The organism is Campylobacter sp. IFREMER_LSEM_CL2090 (assembly GCF_025771865.1).
Taxonomy (GTDB): domain Bacteria; phylum Campylobacterota; class Campylobacteria; order Campylobacterales; family Campylobacteraceae; genus Campylobacter_D; species Campylobacter_D lari_D.
The window spans coordinates 105,994-123,748 of record NZ_JAKMRA010000004.1 but is presented as its reverse complement, the minus strand read 5'-3'; the positions used below and the strand labels follow the sequence as shown (position 1 = coordinate 123,748).

General features: G+C 29.3%; 17 protein-coding genes. 7 read left to right on the top strand and 10 right to left on the bottom strand.

Going from position 1 to position 17,755, the window contains the following annotated elements; translation table 11 throughout:
* Positions 1-4: 4 nt before the first annotated feature.
* From aroB to mog, 5 genes are read left to right on the top strand one after another with little or no spacing between them, the layout of a single operon-like run.
* Positions 5-1,063, top strand: a complete 1,059-nt coding sequence (aroB, locus tag L8V85_RS03605; protein WP_263725597.1) for a 3-dehydroquinate synthase — start codon at positions 5-7, stop codon at positions 1,061-1,063.
* On the top strand, positions 1,060-2,589 hold the full coding sequence (locus L8V85_RS03600; RefSeq protein WP_263659670.1) for a mechanosensitive ion channel family protein: 1,530 nt from the start codon (positions 1,060-1,062) through the stop codon (positions 2,587-2,589). Before aroB ends, L8V85_RS03600 begins: the two co-directional genes overlap by 4 nt.
* Positions 2,586-3,842 carry a tRNA (N(6)-L-threonylcarbamoyladenosine(37)-C(2))-methylthiotransferase MtaB gene (gene mtaB, locus L8V85_RS03595; protein WP_263660305.1) on the top strand — a complete coding sequence of 419 codons (1,257 nt, stop codon included), beginning with the start codon at positions 2,586-2,588 and terminating at the stop codon, positions 3,840-3,842. Before L8V85_RS03600 ends, mtaB begins: the two co-directional genes overlap by 4 nt.
* Entirely contained in the window at positions 3,832-5,430 is a 1,599-nt protein-coding gene (locus tag L8V85_RS03590) for an AAA family ATPase (protein ID WP_220566232.1), read from the top strand. Before mtaB ends, L8V85_RS03590 begins: the two co-directional genes overlap by 11 nt.
* 2 nt (positions 5,431-5,432) lie before the next feature.
* Entirely contained in the window at positions 5,433-5,960 is a 528-nt protein-coding gene (gene mog, locus L8V85_RS03585) for a molybdopterin adenylyltransferase (protein ID WP_412175097.1), read from the top strand.
* Positions 5,961-5,972: 12 nt separating this feature from the next.
* Here the strand turns inward: mog and L8V85_RS03580 are convergent, their stop codons facing one another.
* From L8V85_RS03580 to L8V85_RS03535, 10 genes are read right to left on the bottom strand one after another with little or no spacing between them, the layout of a single operon-like run.
* Positions 5,973-6,347 carry a rhodanese-like domain-containing protein gene (locus L8V85_RS03580; RefSeq protein WP_263671317.1) on the bottom strand — a complete coding sequence of 125 codons (375 nt, stop codon included), beginning with the start codon at positions 6,345-6,347 and terminating at the stop codon, positions 5,973-5,975.
* A gap of 2 nt (positions 6,348-6,349) precedes the next feature.
* Positions 6,350-6,682, bottom strand: coding sequence for a rhodanese-like domain-containing protein (locus tag L8V85_RS03575; RefSeq protein WP_263666565.1), 333 nt, complete (start codon positions 6,680-6,682; stop codon positions 6,350-6,352).
* Positions 6,679-8,508, bottom strand: a complete 1,830-nt coding sequence (gene htpG, locus L8V85_RS03570) for a molecular chaperone HtpG (protein ID WP_263659674.1) — start codon at positions 8,506-8,508, stop codon at positions 6,679-6,681. Before htpG ends, L8V85_RS03575 begins: the two co-directional genes overlap by 4 nt.
* A gap of 11 nt (positions 8,509-8,519) precedes the next feature.
* Complete coding sequence (gene crcB / locus L8V85_RS03565) at positions 8,520-8,888, bottom strand: fluoride efflux transporter CrcB (RefSeq protein ID WP_263659675.1); 369 nt, start codon at positions 8,886-8,888, stop codon at positions 8,520-8,522.
* A complete protein-coding gene (locus L8V85_RS03560) occupies positions 8,885-9,574 on the bottom strand; it encodes a lysophospholipid acyltransferase family protein (protein ID WP_263659676.1) in 690 nt (229 codons plus the stop codon). Before L8V85_RS03560 ends, crcB begins: the two co-directional genes overlap by 4 nt.
* Positions 9,552-10,757 carry a hypothetical protein gene (locus tag L8V85_RS03555; RefSeq protein WP_263737480.1) on the bottom strand — a complete coding sequence of 402 codons (1,206 nt, stop codon included), beginning with the start codon at positions 10,755-10,757 and terminating at the stop codon, positions 9,552-9,554. The genes L8V85_RS03560 and L8V85_RS03555 overlap by 23 nt, the downstream gene beginning before the upstream one ends.
* Entirely contained in the window at positions 10,751-11,401 is a 651-nt protein-coding gene (gene purQ / locus L8V85_RS03550) for a phosphoribosylformylglycinamidine synthase subunit PurQ (protein WP_220566239.1), read from the bottom strand. Before purQ ends, L8V85_RS03555 begins: the two co-directional genes overlap by 7 nt.
* Complete coding sequence (gene purS, locus L8V85_RS03545) at positions 11,398-11,634, bottom strand: phosphoribosylformylglycinamidine synthase subunit PurS (RefSeq protein WP_220566240.1); 237 nt, start codon at positions 11,632-11,634, stop codon at positions 11,398-11,400. Before purS ends, purQ begins: the two co-directional genes overlap by 4 nt.
* A gap of 8 nt (positions 11,635-11,642) precedes the next feature.
* On the bottom strand, positions 11,643-12,350 hold the full coding sequence (gene purC, locus L8V85_RS03540) for a phosphoribosylaminoimidazolesuccinocarboxamide synthase (protein WP_133318981.1): 708 nt from the start codon (positions 12,348-12,350) through the stop codon (positions 11,643-11,645).
* Between the two features lie 7 nt (positions 12,351-12,357).
* On the bottom strand, positions 12,358-13,674 hold the full coding sequence (locus L8V85_RS03535; RefSeq protein ID WP_318529730.1) for a S41 family peptidase: 1,317 nt from the start codon (positions 13,672-13,674) through the stop codon (positions 12,358-12,360).
* 206 nt (positions 13,675-13,880) lie between these two features.
* On the opposite strand from L8V85_RS03535, the gene L8V85_RS03530 reads away from it, so the two are divergent.
* The gene (locus L8V85_RS03530) at positions 13,881-16,454 is read left to right on the top strand and encodes an ATP-dependent Clp protease ATP-binding subunit (RefSeq protein ID WP_263664698.1); all 2,574 of its coding nucleotides are present in this window, start codon (positions 13,881-13,883) and stop codon (positions 16,452-16,454) included.
* A gap of 159 nt (positions 16,455-16,613) precedes the next feature.
* Complete coding sequence (locus tag L8V85_RS03525; RefSeq protein WP_133318935.1) at positions 16,614-17,753, top strand: hydrogenase small subunit; 1,140 nt, start codon at positions 16,614-16,616, stop codon at positions 17,751-17,753.
* Positions 17,754-17,755 lie beyond the last annotated feature (2 nt).

Sequence of the window (17,755 nt, the reverse complement as noted above, 5' to 3'; positions counted from 1 at the left end):
AAGAATGCAAGTTAAGGTAAATTTAGATAAAAATACAAGTTATAATGTCTATATAAATGAGTTAGAAAAATTAAATTTTGATACTAAAGTAGTGATTTTAACTAATGAATTAGTTGCAAAACTACATTTGGATACACTTTTGAAAAAAATTCATGCTAAAGAACTTTTTGTTATAAAAATCAAAGATGGCGAAGAGTATAAAAATTTACAAACTATAGAATATATCTTAGATCAAATGTGTACTTATAGGTTAGATAGAAAAAGCTTACTCATAAGCTTTGGTGGTGGGGTGATCTCTGATATGGGTGGTTTTGTAGCAAGTATATATCAAAGAGGGATAGAATTTATCAATATCCCTACAACTTTACTAGCTTGCGTGGATGCAAGTGTGGGTGGTAAAACCGGAGTGAATAATAAATTTGGTAAAAACTTAATAGGCACTTTTTATCAGCCAAAAGCAGTGTATTGTGAGAGTGAGTTTTTAAAAACTTTACCTTCAAGAGAGCTAGCTGCAGGTATGGCTGAATTTATTAAAATGGCTGTGGTTTTTGATGAAGCAATTTTATCTTTTTTGGAAAATTTGGACGAGGATAAAATTTTTAATGCTAAATTAGATGATATTATTTTAGCTCAAATCATCCAAAAAAGTATAGAACTTAAAGCTAATGTGGTTTCACAAGATGAAAAAGAAAGTGGCTTAAGAATGCTTTTAAACTATGGGCATACTTTTGCTCATGTTATAGAAAATCAAACAGGATATAAAAAGTACTTACATGGTGAAGCCGTGGCTATAGGTATGAACATGGCAAATATTCTAGCTTTAAATTTGGGGTTATTAAGCGAGCAAGAATGCCAAAGAGTACAAAAATTGCTTGTGAAATTTAAATTACCCATATCTTATAAAATTTCAAATATAGAAGAGTTTTATAATGCCTTTTTCTTAGATAAAAAAACACATTTTCAAAAGATTAATTTTGTTTTAGCTTGTGGTTTAGGAAAAGCTTGTATAAAAAATGATATATCTAAAGAAGATATTTTACACACTTTAGAGGTGTTTGCATGAAAAAAATTATATTGATTTTGCTCTTACCCTTTACATTACTTTTAGCGCAAGATGATATAGAGCATTTAGAACAAAAATTAAATGAATTACATAATAATTTAGCATATAATACTTGGATAATTAAATATAATAATTTTAACATTTACAGAAAAACTCAAGATGAAATTTTGGCTTTAGAAAAAGAAAGTTTAAAAGCTAATGAACGCAATAAAAGCATTATAGAAAGACAAATTTTAATTTTAAAAGAAAGACTAGAGCTTTTAAGTGAGTATAAAAGTGCAAATTTTTCTAAGATGGTTTTGGCACCTGAAGAAGTTGATAAAATAGATAAGCTAACTAATCCTTTAGCTATTATTTCAGCATACTCACATATAAAAAAATTAAGACGCGACAAAGAAGAATATGTCAATCTTTTAAATAGTTTTAAGCAAACTTTAGATGAGCTTATAAAAGAAAATGTTTTAGTAGCTGAAATAGCTAAATTATCTTCTAATAAAGAGCATGATGAATATTTAAAAATATCCAATCAAATGGTTAGAGATTTTTCACAAACTCTGCGTTTTGGAGAAATTTCTTATTCTGTGTATGAGAAAAAAATTCAAGAAGAGATTGAAAAAACGACAGCTTCAATTAAAATTCAGGGTGTAAGAGCTTTCAATATAGTTTTGGCTATTGTTATAGTTGTAGCCATAGCATTTTTACTCAAATTTATAGCTAGAAAATATATAGGTGATAATGATCGCTTTTATACAGCAAATAAAATCATTAATTTTATTAATATCAATGTAATTGTTTTAATCTTGCTTTTTGGATATATTGAAAATATCAGCTATTTAGTGACCGTTCTTGGTTTTGCTTCTGCTGGTTTGGCTATTGCTATGAAAGATATGTTTATGTCTATGCTTGGTTGGTGTGTGATAGTTTTTGGTGGAAGTTTTAGAGTGGGTGATAGGGTGAGAGTTTTTCAAAACAATACACATTATATCGGCGATATAATTGATATTTCGTTTTTAAGAATAACTTTGTATGAAGATATATCTTTATTAACTTATACAGATAATCGAAGAAGTGGTAGGATAATTTTCATACCAAATAACTTTATTTTTACCAATCTTATATCAAATTATACTCATCATGGGATGAAAACAATTTGGGATGGACTTGATATTACTTTAACTTTTGATTCAAATCATCAAAAAGCCTTAGATATAGTAGAAGAAATCGTTATAAAAGCTTCTAAAGGCTATACAAAAATTGCAAAAGAATCCATGAATAAATTAAGAAATGAATACAGCATTAGAAATCCTAAAGTAGAACCTAGGTTTTTTACATTTTTAGAAGGTTATGGTATGAGAATTTCTGCTTGGTATATGACAAATTCTTATGCGGCCTTGGTTTTAAGAAGTAATATAAGTAAAGAAATTATCAATGAATTTAATAAACATGATGATATAAAAATAGCCTATCCATCACAAAATTTATATATGGCAAAACATGAATTTATAGAAAATAAGGAAGATATTTGAAAAAAAAGGTATATTTTAAAACTTTTGGTTGTAGAACTAATATTTATGATACGCAATTATTAAAAACTTATATTAAAGATCATATTGTCACACAAAATGAACAAGAAGCTGATGTGATAGTGATAAATTCTTGCACGGTTACAAATGGTGCTGATAGTGGGCTTAGAAGTTATATTAATAGTGTAAAAAAAAATGGAGTTAAGGTTATACTTACAGGCTGTGGTGCTGTAAGCAAGGGAAAGGATTTTTTTGATAAAAAAGAAATTTTTGGAGTTTTAGGAGCTTCTAATAAAGATAAAATTAACGAGTTAATCTCACAGGATAAAGCCTTTTATGAGCTTGGAAATTTACGCTTTATTGATACAAAAATCGTAAGTAATTATGAAAATCACACTAAAGCTTTTGTAAAAATTCAAGAAGGATGTGACTTTGCTTGTAGTTATTGCATAATCCCAAGTGTTAGAGGTAAATCAAGAAGCATGCCAAGTGAGGAAATAATAAAACAAATCAAACTTTTGGCTCAAAATGGCTATAGTGAAGTAGTTTTAACGGGTACTAATATAGGAAGTTATGGTTTAAAAGATAAAACTACACTTGGAAAATTACTGCAAGAAATAGGCAAGATTAATGGTATAAAAAGAGTAAGACTTGGGAGTTTAGAACCTGCTCAAATTGATGAGAGTTTTAAAGAAATTTTAGATGAACCTTGGCTTGAAAAGCATTTGCATATTGCCCTGCAACACACTCATGAGAAAATGCTACGCATCATGCGTAGAAGATCACACACGCAAAATGATTTAGCATTGTTTAATGAGTTAAATCAAAAAGGTTTTGCTTTAGGAACAGACTTTATCGTGGCACATCCTGGGGAAAGTGAGTTGATATGGCAAGAAGCTTTAGAAAATTTCAAACAATTTAAACTCACACATATCCATGCTTTTATTTTCTCACCACGCGATGGAACGCATTCTGCTTCTATGAGTGAGCGAATTAATGGTGATATAGCCAAAGAAAGATTAAATATTTTAAAAGATATAGTCGCACAAAATAATTATGAGTTTAGAAAAAACCAAAAAAATATTTTAGAAATTTTAGTCGAGAGTAAAAAAGATGGTTTTTATGAAGGCTATGATCAATTTTTTAATAAAATCAAAATTACAAGCAAAGAAGATATTGCTAAACAATGGATAAGTATTGAAAAATATGAATGCAAAGAAGATTGTAACTATATAAGGTTAGAGGATGAAAAATAAAAAGATTATCTTAGCTTCATTTTTATTGCTTTGTGTTTTTATATTGATTGCATTTTTAAAAAATCAACCAGATTATATTAGCAAGGCTGCTTATGAAGAGCTTTTAGAACAAAATTTAATCCAAAAGGCTATAGTAGAAAATAATGAAATATTATTAAAAAGCAAAGAAGGAAATTTTTTAATCGCTAAAGATGTAGTGGATTTAAATGCTTTGTGGCAAAAAATTCCTTTAGAATATGCTAAAGATTATGATTTGAGTGAGTTTTTTTTGATATTTATTTTACTTGCTTTTCTCATAAGCTTTTTACTCTTTCTTAATAAAAAAAACAAAGATAGGCAAAATTTACTTTCTTTGGAAAAAAATATTTTAGAAAAAAATGAACAAAATAACACCATACAAGATGTAGTAAGTGAAGTTAAATTTAAAGATGTAGCAGGGGTTGATGAGGCTAAGGTGGAGCTTTTGGAAATCGTTGATTTTTTAAAAAATCCTCAAAAATATAAAGATTTTGGCGTGAAAATGCCAAAAGGCGTTTTGCTAGTAGGCCCTCCTGGAGTAGGTAAAACCTTGATAGCAAAAGCAGTAGCAGGTGAAGCTGGGGTGCCATTTTTTTATCAAAGTGGGGCTAGTTTTGTAGAAATTTATGTAGGTATGGGCGCAAAAAGAGTAAGAGAGCTTTTTTTAAAAGCTAAATCAAAAGCTCCAAGTATCATTTTTATAGATGAAATTGATGCAGTTGGTAAAAGTAGGGGGGATTTTTCTAATGTAGAAAGAGATAATACCCTAAATCAGCTTTTAACTCAAATGGATGGATTTGAAGATAATAGCGGGGTTATAGTGATGGCCGCTACAAATAAAATCGATCTTATGGATAATGCACTGTTAAGATCAGGGCGTTTTGATAGAAGAATTTTTATATCATTGCCTGATTTTAAAGATAGAATGCATATTTTGCAAAATTATATGAAAGAAAAAAAATCTAGTGTAGATTTAGAAAAAATTGCAAAAGCTAGTGTGGGTTTTAGCGGAGCAGCTTTAGAGACTTTAGTTAATGAAGCGGCTATTAATGCCATAAGAAGAAAATCAGATTTAATAGAAGAAAATGATTTTTTTGCAGTGCTTAATAAAGTTTTAATGGGTAAAAAAAAGATTTTTTCTCTAAGCGACAAGGAAAGAAAAATTCAAGCCACATATCAAGCAGCTAAAGCCTTGTGTGCTTTTTATTTTGATGTTAAATTTGAAAAAATTACCCTAATTGAAGATAGGTTTAAAGAATATGAAAATACTATCAAATCAAAATCAGAATTATTAAATAAAATAAAAGTTTTTTTAGCAGGTTCAGTTGCTATGGAGCTTATTTTTAATGAAAGTTACACTAATGCACAAAGTGATCTTTTAAAGGTTAAAGAATTGCTCGTTTTTATGGAAACTTTCGCTATGGCAAATGAGGGTTTATTACAAGAGCAAAAGCAAGAAGTGAAAGAATTTTTAGAGTTAATGAAAGAAAAAGTAGTGAGATTAGCTAGTATTCTTTTAGAAAATGAAAAAATAGAAAAACAAGATATAGAAAAAATTATAATGGAGTGAAAATGGTAAAAATAGGAATTTTAGTACTTTCAGATAGAGCAAGTAGCGGAGTTTATGAGGATAAATCCGGAGTAGAGATAGAAAAAATTTTAGATTCTTATATAAAAAATGAAAAAAGCTTTTATTATGAGCTAATTCCTGATGAGTATGATTTAATCATAGAAAAATTAGCTTATTTGGCAGATGAAGTAAAATGTGATTTGATTTTTACCACAGGAGGTACAGGGCCTGCTTTGCGTGATGTGACACCAGAGGCAACACAAGCAGTGTGTGATAAAATGCTTCCAGGTTTTGGGGAGTTAATGCGTACAAAAAGCTTAGAATATGTACCAACGGCTATACTTTCAAGACAAAGTGCAGGTATAAAAGGAAAATCATTAATTATTAACTTACCGGGTAATCCAAAAGCTATAAGAGAATGTATTGAGCCTATATTTCCTGCTATTCCTTATTGTGTAGATTTGATAGGTGGAGCTTATATTGAAAATAATGAAGAAGTAATTTCTGTGTTTAGACCAAAGAAAAAATAAGTCTAGTTAGACTTATTTTGAGGTTTCATAACCTTGTGATAAAAGTGCATTCATACCACCTTTTAAATTAGTAACTTCTATGTCATTTTGATCTAGTAAAGCAGAAGCTTTAGCACTTCTTGCTCCACTTCTGCAAACTATAGCGATAGGTTTTTTACTTGAAATCTTTTTAATTTCCTCGACGAAATTTTTATTTATACTGCCATCTTCATTGTAAAAGCTAATTTTAATGGCATTTTTTATAGTACCAGTTTGTACCCATTCACTAGGTTTTCTAACATCAATTACTTGATAATTTTCTAAAATTCCTGCGTTAATATCGATATTTTTAACTTCTGCTAAAACAAAACTAGTACAAAGCATTAAAGATAAAAATATTTTTTTCATAATCAACCTTCTTTTGTTGCTTCATAACCTTGTGATAAAAGCGCTACCATGCCACCATCTAAATTAGTACATTCTATACCTAGAGCATCTTCTATCATCACAGCAGTATGTTTGCTTCTTGAGCCTGTAGCACATACAAAGGCTATGTTTTTATTTTGATAATCTACTTTTTCTTTAAACTCTTGGATGAAATTTTCATTCATAAAGCCATTATCATCGCAAAGTGCGATGAGTACAGCTTCTTTTATAACCCCGCTTTTCCATTCGCTTGGGGTTCTTACATCTATAATGCAAAATTCATGCAAAATATCTTTAGAAATAGCTATATTTTTCATTTTTCTAAAGCCTTAGAAACGATTTTGCTTAAGGCATTGTTAAATTCACTAGGGTTATCTATACCCATACCTTCGCTAAGTTTAGCCATATTTAAAAGAATATGTGCCATTTCATTAGCTAAAGTATCATTTTCTTTTAAGGCTTTTAAAATTTCATGATTAGGATTGATTTCAAGTATAGGTTTAACTTGCTGTTCTTGCCCCATTTGTTTAAGAATTTGTTGCATAGCAAAATCAGGTTTATTTTGATCATAAACAATACAACTTGGACTATTTGAAAGTCTTTGGCTAAGTTTTACCTCTTCAACATCATCTTTTAAAACTTCTTTTATTTTGATGAGCAAGCTTGCAAATTCAGCCTTTTGTTCTTCGCTAGTTTCTTCGCTAGCTAGATGATTGATAGCGCTAAATTTTAAGCCTTCAAATTCATTCATCATAGGCATAACTATGGTGTCAATTTCCTCATCAAGTAATAAAACATTGATATTTTTTTGTTTATAGCTTTCAAGAAGTGGAGAATTTCTTAAAAGCTTTTCATTTTTTCCACTAATATAAAAAATTTCATTTTGACCTTCAGCTAGGTTTTGTTTATACTCTTCAAGATCAATTAATTCTTCTTTATTTGAGTTTTTAAAATATAAAAGCTTAGCTATAGCGTCTTTATTTTCGCCAAAACCATATAAACCCTCTTTTAAAACTTTTCCAAAATTTTCATGGAATTTAAGATAGTTTTCTTTATCTTTTTCTTTAAATTTTTTAAGTTCAGCTAGGATTTTTTTAACACTTGCTTCTTGAACGCTTTTTAAGATTTTATTTTCTTGTAAGATTTCACGACTAACATTAAGCGGCAAATCTTCTACATCAATAATCCCACGCACAAATCTTAGATAAGTTGGTAATAATTCTTTATCATCATCACTTATAAAAACTCTTTTAACATAAAGTTTTAAACCACTTTTATAATCTACTCTATAAAGATCAAATGGAGCTTGCGCAGGTATAAAGAATAAAGAATTGTATTCTATAGAACCTTCAGCTTTTGTGTGGATATAAAGCATAGGCTTGTTTGAATCATGGAAGTTTTGTTCATAAAATCTTTCATAATCTTCAGCTTTTAAACTTGCTTTATTTTGTCTCCATAAGGCACTTGCTGTATTAATTTGAGTGTTTTTTAATTCTTTTTTAGGTTCTTTTTCACCTTCTTCTAGTGGTAAATATTCTTCTTTTTCCATGAAAATAGGAAATTGTATATGATTTGAATATTTTTCTACTATGCTTTCAATGCGGTATGAGTTTAAAAACTCTTCATCTTTTAAATGCAAGGTTATGCAAGTGCCTTGTTCGTCTTTATTTGCATCTTCTATTTCATAGCCACTAGCATCAGAAGTCCAAAGATAAGCTTTGTCATCTAATGCTTTTTTGCTTAAAACTTCTATTTTGGAAGCTACCATAAAAGCAGAGTAAAAACCTACACCAAATTGTCCTATAAGTTGAGAGTCTTTTTTGGCATCACCACTTAAGTTCTCTAAAAAGCTTTTTGTGCCACTTTTAGCAATGGTTCCAAGATGATTGATTAAATCGTCTTTATTCATACCTATACCATTATCACTTATAGTTAAGGTTTTTGCTTCTTGATTGAAATTAATTTGAATTTTTGGCTCAAATTTTAAATTTTTATAAGCATCATCACTCACGCTTAAATAACTAAGTTTATCAAGTGCATCACTTGCATTAGAAATAAGCTCTCTTAAAAAAATTTCTTTGTTAGAATACAAAGAATGAATCATAAGTTGTAAAAGTTGATTAACTTCAGTTTGAAATTGCATTTATATCTCCTTTATTTAAAAATTAAAAAACCAATCCATACTGCCAAAAGACAAAGGATAACATTTAAAATAATATTTATAAAAAAGTGAAAATAATCACCATTTTGCAAAAATAACAAATTTTCATAAGAAAAAGTTGAAAAAGTTGTAAAGGCACCCAAAAAACCAGTGCTAATTAAATTTTTAGTAAAAATATGCACACCTTTAGAATTTGCATAAGAAAAAAATAAACCTATTAAAAATGATCCTATTATATTGACCATTAATGTCCCATAAGGAAAGTTATGAGGAATGATTTTATTAAAAAGGTTGCTAGTAAGCATTCTGGATATGGCCCCTAAAAAGCCTCCAAAACCTACAGCTAAAATCGTACCAATCAAGCTTGTGACCTTTCGCTATCTAAGATTGTTTGCATTTTTTCTCTAGTTTGCTCAAGCCAATCATCTTTACTTGTATCGACAAGATCTAGAAATACCACTTTTAAAACACCACTATTTGCACTAAAGTTTTGGGTGTCTAAAATTTTAGCTGAATCAACAATTACCACAGGCTGGACTTTTAACTTAAGCTTTTCACTTAAAATTTTAGCTCCGACTTTAAATTTTAAAAGTTTTTGTGTTTTAGATCTTGTGCCTTCTGGAAAAATGGCTAAAATTCTATCCTCATTTAATCTTTCTTTGGCTTCTTTTAAAAGCTTTACTAGACCCTTTGGACTTCTATCTATACAAATAATTTTTGGTTTTTTAATCAAAGTTTTAAAAACAGGGAGTTCGCCTAGTTCTTTTTTAGCTATCCAAGATATATTTTTTGGGCATAAATCTTCCAAAACAACTATATCTAGCAAGCTTTGATGATTGATTAAAAGCAAATTAGCTTGAGGGTGTATAGAACCTTGGGTTTGAATTTTATAGTTTATTACATATTTTTGCAGTTTTGACCATACTTTTCTGATTTTCCAAATTTTTTCTTGCGATTGCAATAATAAAAAGGCAATACATAAAAATATAATAGATAAAATAAATTCTACCCAAAATATTAAAGCTTTAAATCTTTGATAAATCTTCACTTTTCACCCAGCCTATTTTTCCATTATTAAATAAAATTTTTCTGTATTCATCTCTTGAATCTAACACTTCTACTTCTTGTTTGTATTTCCCAGAATAAAAATGAGTTGAGTTTAGAGTTGGTAAAATTTGTACTTTACTTTCAGCTTTTAATATAGCTTTATATATGTTATTTTGAGCTAAAAAACTTGCTATTAGAGCCAAAATTGCCAAACCTAAAGCTGTGTAGCTTTTTTTAAATACAAACCATAAAGCGAAAATACCACACAAGCTCCATAAAAAAACTTGTTTGTAAAAATTAAAATCATTAGTTTTTGGATTTAAATCACTTTGTGTACTTATACTATCTTCTTTAAGTTCTATTTTTAAGGAAAAATCTTTTAATTCTTTAGAATTTAAATTAAAGTAAGAAAACTCAAAACGCGTTTTACTTTTATCTAAAATAGCATAATAAAATCCACTTTGTTTTTCAAAATCGCCTTTAATAGCCTCTACACCTTGTTTTTGGATATCTTTTATGTTAAAACTTGCTAGATTTGTGTTTTCTCCTGCAAGTTCTATAAATAAAATTATACTATCATTATCAAAACTACTCGCTTTTACTTGTTTAACTTCCAAATTGCTTGCAACTATATGTGAGTATTTATTAGAAGGAGCATCGATTTTTTTAAGTTTAATGGGCTTTATAATTAATGATGAGCTTTGAAAAATATGATCATTTCTGCTTAATGAAACGATGATTTTGTTTAAACTAGAATTTAAACTTTTAGCTTCAAACCATAATTTTGTATGATATGAATTAGCCTTTTGTTCCCAAATAGGATTAGGATTGATCCAAAGCATATCATCACTTTTTTCAAAACTCACATTTAAATCAAAACTCACATTAGTTGTGGTAATAACCTCAAGATCTATAGCAAAAGCTTCATCTATGAAAGCTTCATCAGTGTATTCTTTTGCGTTTAATACTAAAGAACCTTGAGGGATGAAATTTTCATCATCGATTTTACTTTCATAATTACTCTCATCACTTGGAGCGATGGTTTGATAAATTTGCTTAGCTTGATCATCTAATTGATTGTAATTTTTTTCTAAAGTGTTATAATCTTCAAAAACACTATTTTCTTGAGCATATAAGTTAAAAGTTAGTAAAAAAAGACAAAAAAATTTGAAGATTTTTAGCAATTTAAAAATCCTTCAAACATTTTAAGTCCTACTTTTGATCCAAGAATATCATCGCACATTCTTTCAGGATGTGGCATTAATCCAAAGACTTTTTTATTTTCATCACAAATTCCTGCTATATCGTTTAAAGAGCCATTTGGATTGTTGATATATCTTAGTAAGATCATATCTTTATCTTCTAGCATTTTAATACCATCTTCGCTATTAAAATAATTTCCTTCTCCATGGGCAATAGGCAATTCTATGATATCATTTTTTTGAAAATTTTTCAAAAAAGCATTATTATTTGATACTACTTGCAATGCTTGCATTTTAGAAATAAAACTTAAACTATTGTTATGTTTCATAGCTCCTTTTAAAAGTCCAAGTTCTAATAAAATTTGAAAGCCGTTACATATGCCTAGAACATATCCACCTTTTTGAACATGCTCTTTAAGTGTTTTTATAGCAGGAGCAAGTTTTGCAATAGCAGCACATCTTAAATAATCTCCATAAGAAAAACCTCCAGGTAATACGATTAAATCTGCACTAAAATCTTGTCTTTCATGCCAAATGATTTCAGTTTTTATCCCTAATTTTTCAAAGGCATAAGCTGTATCAAACTCACAATTAGTTCCAGGAAAACGAATAATAGCTACTTTCATAATATTATCTCATAATCTTCTATCACAGTATTTGCAAGTAATTCTTTACACATTAAATCAACTTGTTTAAAAACTTCTTCTTTATCATCACAAGCTATATCAAAACTAATTTGTTTTGAGGTTTTAACATTTGCAATATTATTAAAATCCAAAGAATGCAAAGCCTTTTCTATGGCTTTGCCTTGAGGATCTAAAACCCCATTTTTAAGTGTGATATTTATAGTTACTTTCATTATTTTTCCTAACTTAAAATTCTTTTTAAGACTTCTTCGTAAGCCATTTTTACATTACCTAAGTCTTGTCTAAAGCGATCTTTGTCTAATTTTTCATTAGTTTTGCTATCCCAAAATCTACAGCTATCAGGACTAATTTCATCAGCTAAGATCATATTTCCTTCATTATCAATACCAAATTCTAATTTAAAGTCAATCAATCTTAAGCCTTTAGATTCAAAGAATTTTACTAGAATAGAATTGATATGTCTTGCGGTATTTTTGATTAATTCTAAATCTTTTTCACTTTTTACTAGATTTAAAATCAAACAATGCTCATCATTGATAATAGGATCACCTAAATCATCATTTTTATAACAAAACTCAACTACAGCAAAAGGTAAAATCGTGCCTTCTTTGATGCCTAATCTTTTCGTTAAAGATCCTGTAGCTACATTTCTAGTAATAACTTCAATGGGTATAATATTACATTTTTTAACAATTTGTTCTTTTTCACTGATGGTTTCTACTAGATGGGTTTTAATGCCTTCTTTTTCTAAGAGATGAAAAATTTCAGTACTAATTTTACAATTTAATGCACCTTTTCCTGCTTCATTACCCTTTTTTTCTGCATTAAAAGCTGTTAAATCATCTTTAAATTCTGTGATGAGCAAATTCTCATCATCAGTTTTAAACATTTTTTTACCTTTTCCTTCATATAAAAGATCTAATTTCATAGCCATTTTACTCTCCTTTTGTAATGTTTAAAATTTTAATTGCATCTATTGCGGTTTTTAGTTGTATGTCATTATTAATTTGTTCTTTGGTGATGATATTTTTATCTTCTTTGTTGTCTTTTTTCTTTTCTTGATGTCCGATTTTATCTAGTTCAGCTTGTAAGTGTTTTTTAAGATCACTTTCTTTGATTTCAAAGCCGTGATTTTCTTCTTTACTTACTTTTCCTGGAAATACTTCTATATCAGGATTAACTCCAACAGCTTGTATAGTTCTACCACTTGGTAAATAATATTTTGCTATAGTAAGTCTCAAGCCTTCTTTACCTTTTTCATCCATAGGTAATATAAGTTGCACACTACCTTTTCCAAAGGTTTTTTCTCCTATGATAATAGCGCGTTTAAAATCCTGCAAAGCCCCACTTACAATCTCGCTTGCACTTGCACTACCACCATTTACAAGCACTACTAAAGGTGCATTGGTGATTTTTTTACTAGGATTTGCTTTAAATTCTACATTCTCGCTTTCAATTTTACCTTTTTGTGAAACGATTACTCCTTTATCTACAAAAAGATTTACTAAACCCACTGCTTGATTTAAAATACCGCCTGGATTGGTTCTAAGATCTAGTATAATTCCTTTTGTATCAGAATGTTTTTTGATCGCTTTACTAGCTTCATCTACAACATTTTTATCAAAATTAGTCACTCTTAAATAAAGTAAATTTTCATTTTCAATTAATTTTGTATAAACACTATCTACTTTTATGATATCTCTTTTTAAATTTACATCAAATGGCTTTGTATCACCTTTTCTATAAATAGTTAGAGTAACCTTTGTTTTAGGCTCTCCACGCATTTTAGAAACAGCTTCATTTAAAGTCATACCTAAAGTTGATTCATTATTAATTCTTAAGATAATATCATCAGTTTTAATACCTGCTTTATCCGCTGGACTTCCTTCTATAGGAGCTACAACACTAATTGCTCCATCTTTTTGGGTAATAGTAAAGCCAAGTCCACCAAATTCCCCATTAGTTTGTTCTTTAAGCTCTTTATAACCTTTTTCATCTAAGAAGGAAGAGTGGGCATCTAAATTTGTAAGTAAACCTGCTATGGATTTATCAACCAAATCTGTATAATTAACATCATCAACATAATATTGTTCTATGATAGACATAGTTCTTGTAAGTTTAGATAAAGCTTCTATTTTTTTTTCTGCTTCGCTAGGAGCGGGATTTTTAGCTTGCAAGTTAGTAAAAATAAAAGAAGCGGTTATTAAACTACAAATGCTAGCTGCGATAATAAGATTTCTTTTTGTCTTCAAAGGAAAAACTCCAAAATAAATATGAATTCATAAAATAATTATCTAATTTTAGTTATTTTTGCTTAAAAAATCGTAAATAAAGTAAATATTTTTATGATATTAGTGTATATATATAAAAAATTATTTATAAATATAACTAAATAAACTTGACAATAATAGACTAAAGTTATATAATACACTTCATATAAAAGTAAAAAGGAGTAAAAATGGCAAATATACAAGATTTTTTAACAGATTCTATGCTTTCAAATATAGAAAGTGCAATTTCTTTGGCCATTCATTCTAAGAATAGTGAAATAAAACCTTTGCATTTATTATGGGCTTTAAGTGTTGATAGCTCTAGTTTGCTTAATCAAGTTTTTAATAAATTAAATGTTTCTAAAGAGGCATTTGAGTTAGAAGTAAAAAGTAAAATTTCATCTTTTCCTACTAGCTCAAATGTAAATAAAGACAATATTAAATTTTCAAATGAATTTATTAATTCTTTAGAAAAAGCAAAAGGCTTGGCTTTAGAAAATAAAGATAGTTATTTAGCTGTGGATATGTGGCTTGTTTCAGAAAGTGCTAGCGGGGTTATTAAAGAACTTTTGTCTAAATTTGTAGATTTAAATGAGTTTAAAAAAGAATTGGAATTTATTAGAGCAGGAGCTAAAATAGAAACCAAAACAAGTGATGAAACACTTGATTCTTTGTCTAAATTTGGTATTGATTTGACTATGAAAGCTAAAAACAATGAGCTTGATCCTGTTATAGGTAGGGAAGAAGAAATTCAAAGATTAATGCAAATTTTAATCAGAAAAACTAAAAATAATCCTATTTTATTAGGTGAGCCAGGGGTAGGAAAAACTGCTGTGGTGGAAGCTTTAGCGCAAAGGATAGTAAAAAAAGATGTTCCTACTTCGTTGCAAAATAAAAAAGTTATAGCTTTAGATATGAGTGCTTTAATAGCAGGGGCAAAATACAGAGGTGAATTTGAAGATAGATTAAAAGCAGTTGTAAATGAAGTAATAAAACATAAGAATGTAATTTTATTTATAGATGAAATTCACACCATTGTAGGTGCAGGTGCAAATGAAGGGAGCATGGATGCAGCAAATATTTTAAAACCTGCTTTAGCAAGAGGTGAACTCCATACTATAGGTGCTACAACCTTAAAAGAATATAGAAAATATTTTGAAAAAGATGCAGCTTTACAAAGAAGATTTCAGCCTGTAAATGTAGCTGAACCTAGTGTAAATGAAGCTTTGGCTATGCTTAGAGGTATAAAAGAAAAATTAGAAATTCATCATAATGTAACTATCAATGATAGTGCTTTAGTGGCAGCTGCAAAGCTATCTAAGCGTTATATAGCTAATAGATTTTTACCTGATAAAGCGATTGATTTAATTGATGAGGCTGCAGCGGAATTAAAAATGCAAATAGAAAGTGAGCCAAATTCTTTAAGAAAGGTTAGAAAGCAAATTGAAAGTTTGGAAGTAGAAAATGAAGCTTTAAAAATGGAAGAAAATGAAGCTAATGAAAAAAGATTGGAAGAGATTAAAAAAGAATTAGCAAATTTAAAAGAAGAGCAAATCAAACTTAATGCTAAATTTGAAAATGAAAAAGCAGTATTTAATGGCATAAGTGCAAAGAAAAAAGAAATCGATACTTTAAAAAATGAAGCTATTTTGGCTAAAAATAAAGGAGATTTCCAAAAGGCTGCTGAAATAGAATATGGCAAAATTTTAGAGTGTGAAAAAGAGGTTTTAAATTTAGAAGAAAAATGGAAACAAATGACCCAAGAAGGAGTTTTGCTTAAAAATCAAGTAGATGAGGATTTAGTAGCTGGTATTTTAAGTAAATGGACAGGCATTAGTGTGCAAAAAATGCTCACTTCTGAAAAACAAAAATATTTACATATTCAAGAGTATTTACAAGAAAGCGTCATAGGGCAAGATGAGGCTTTGAGTGCTTTAGCTAAAGCTATTAAGCGTAACAAAGCAGGGTTAAATCAAGCAACTAAGCCTATAGGAAGCTTTTTATTTTTAGGGCCAACTGGAGTAGGTAAAACAGAAAGTGCGAAGGCTTTGGCTAAATTTTTATTTGATGATGAAAAAGCTATGGTGCGTTTTGATATGAGTGAATTTATGGAAAAACACAGTGTATCAAGACTTTTAGGTGCACCTCCAGGATATATAGGGCATGAAGAAGGTGGGGAATTAACTGAAGCTGTTAGAAGAAAGCCTTATAGTGTGATTTTATTTGATGAAGTAGAAAAAGCCCATAAAGATGTATTTAATATACTTTTGGGAATTTTAGATGATGGCAGGGCTACAGATAGTAAAGGCGTAACGATTGATTTTACTAATACTATCATTATCTTAACTTCTAATATAGGTGCAAATTTTATTATGGAGTTAAAGGGCGAAGAAAAAGAAAAAGCTATTAAAGAAGCTCTTAGAAACTTTTTTAGACCGGAGTTTTTAAATCGTTTAGATGATATTATCACTTTTAACCCTTTGGGAGAAAGTGAAGCTAAAAAAATAGTTAAATTACTTTTTAATACCTTGCAAAAAAGTCTTGAAAATAGGGGTATTAAAGCAAGCTTGAGTGATAATGCTGCTAGTTTAATAGCAAAAGTTGGTTTTGATGTGGATTTTGGTGCAAGACCATTAAAAAGAGCTTTATATGACATGGTAGAAGATAAATTAAGTGATATGATATTATCTGATCAATTACATGAAAACGATGAGATTGTTATAGATTCTAAAGATGATGAAATCATCATTGTTAAACAATAAGCAAGTGTAATACTTGCTTATTTAGAGTAAAATTATCTTAATAATACTAAATTGTAAATACTTCGTATATTTGATTAAAAAATTATCATTTTTTATCTATTCTTAACAATAAATATTTTAAAATCTTTAATGATATTTCTATAATTTAAGGAACAACAAATGAGTGATTTAGATATTTTTAATCGCCGTTTAGACGCATTAGAAAAACTTCCTCTTTTGAAAAATGAGATTTCTATCTCTAAAGCCTTAGAGCAATCAGGTTTTTCAAGAAGAGATTTTATGAAATGGGCTAGTGCTATGACTGCATTTTTAGCATTACCTGCTAGCTTTACTCCAGTAGTTGCAAGAGCTGCTGAGCTTAGTGATAGACTTCCAGTGATTTGGCTTCATATGGCTGAATGTACAGGATGTTCTGAAAGTTTGTTAAGAAGTGATGCTCCTACTATTGATAGTTTGATTTTTGATCATATTTCTTTAGAATATCATGAAACTATAATGGGTGCTGCAGGTTGGCAAGCTGAACATAATCTTGAAGCTGCTATGGAAAAATACAAAGGTAGATATATCTTAATGGTAGAAGGTGGTATACCAACAGGTGCTACAGAAAACTTTTTAACTATAGGACCACATGGAAAAACAGGAAGACAATTAGCAGAACAAGCCTGTAATGATGCTTTAGCTATTTTTGCTATAGGTACTTGTTCAGCTTTTGGTGGTATCCAAGCTGCTAGACCTAATCCAAGCAATGCTGTAAGCTTAAGTAAAGTAACAAATAAAACAGTTATCAATGTACCAGGTTGTCCTCCAAGTGAAAAAAATATTATAGGTAATGTGATTCATTACATATTGTATCAAACATTGCCAGCACTTGATGCCTACAATAGACCAAAATGGGCTTATGGGTTAAGAATTCATGATCTTTGTGAAAGAAGAGGACGCTTTGATGCGGGTGAATTTGTGCAACAATTTGGTGATGAGGGAGCAAAAAAAGGATATTGTCTTTATAAAGTAGGTTGTAAAGGCCCTTATACTTTTAATAATTGCTCAAGAGAGAGATTTAATCAACATACTTCATGGCCAATCCAAGCAGGACATGGTTGTATAGGCTGTTCTGAACCTGATTTTTGGGATACTATGGGACCTTTTGAAGAAGTGATGGCAGGAAGATTATTTGATACTGTTTATGGCTTGGGTGCTGATAGCATTTCAGATAAAATTGGTATAGGTGTGCTTTGTGTAACAGGCGTAGCTGTTGCTGCGCATGCTGTAATTGCTTCATTAGAAAAAAATAAGGATTAAAA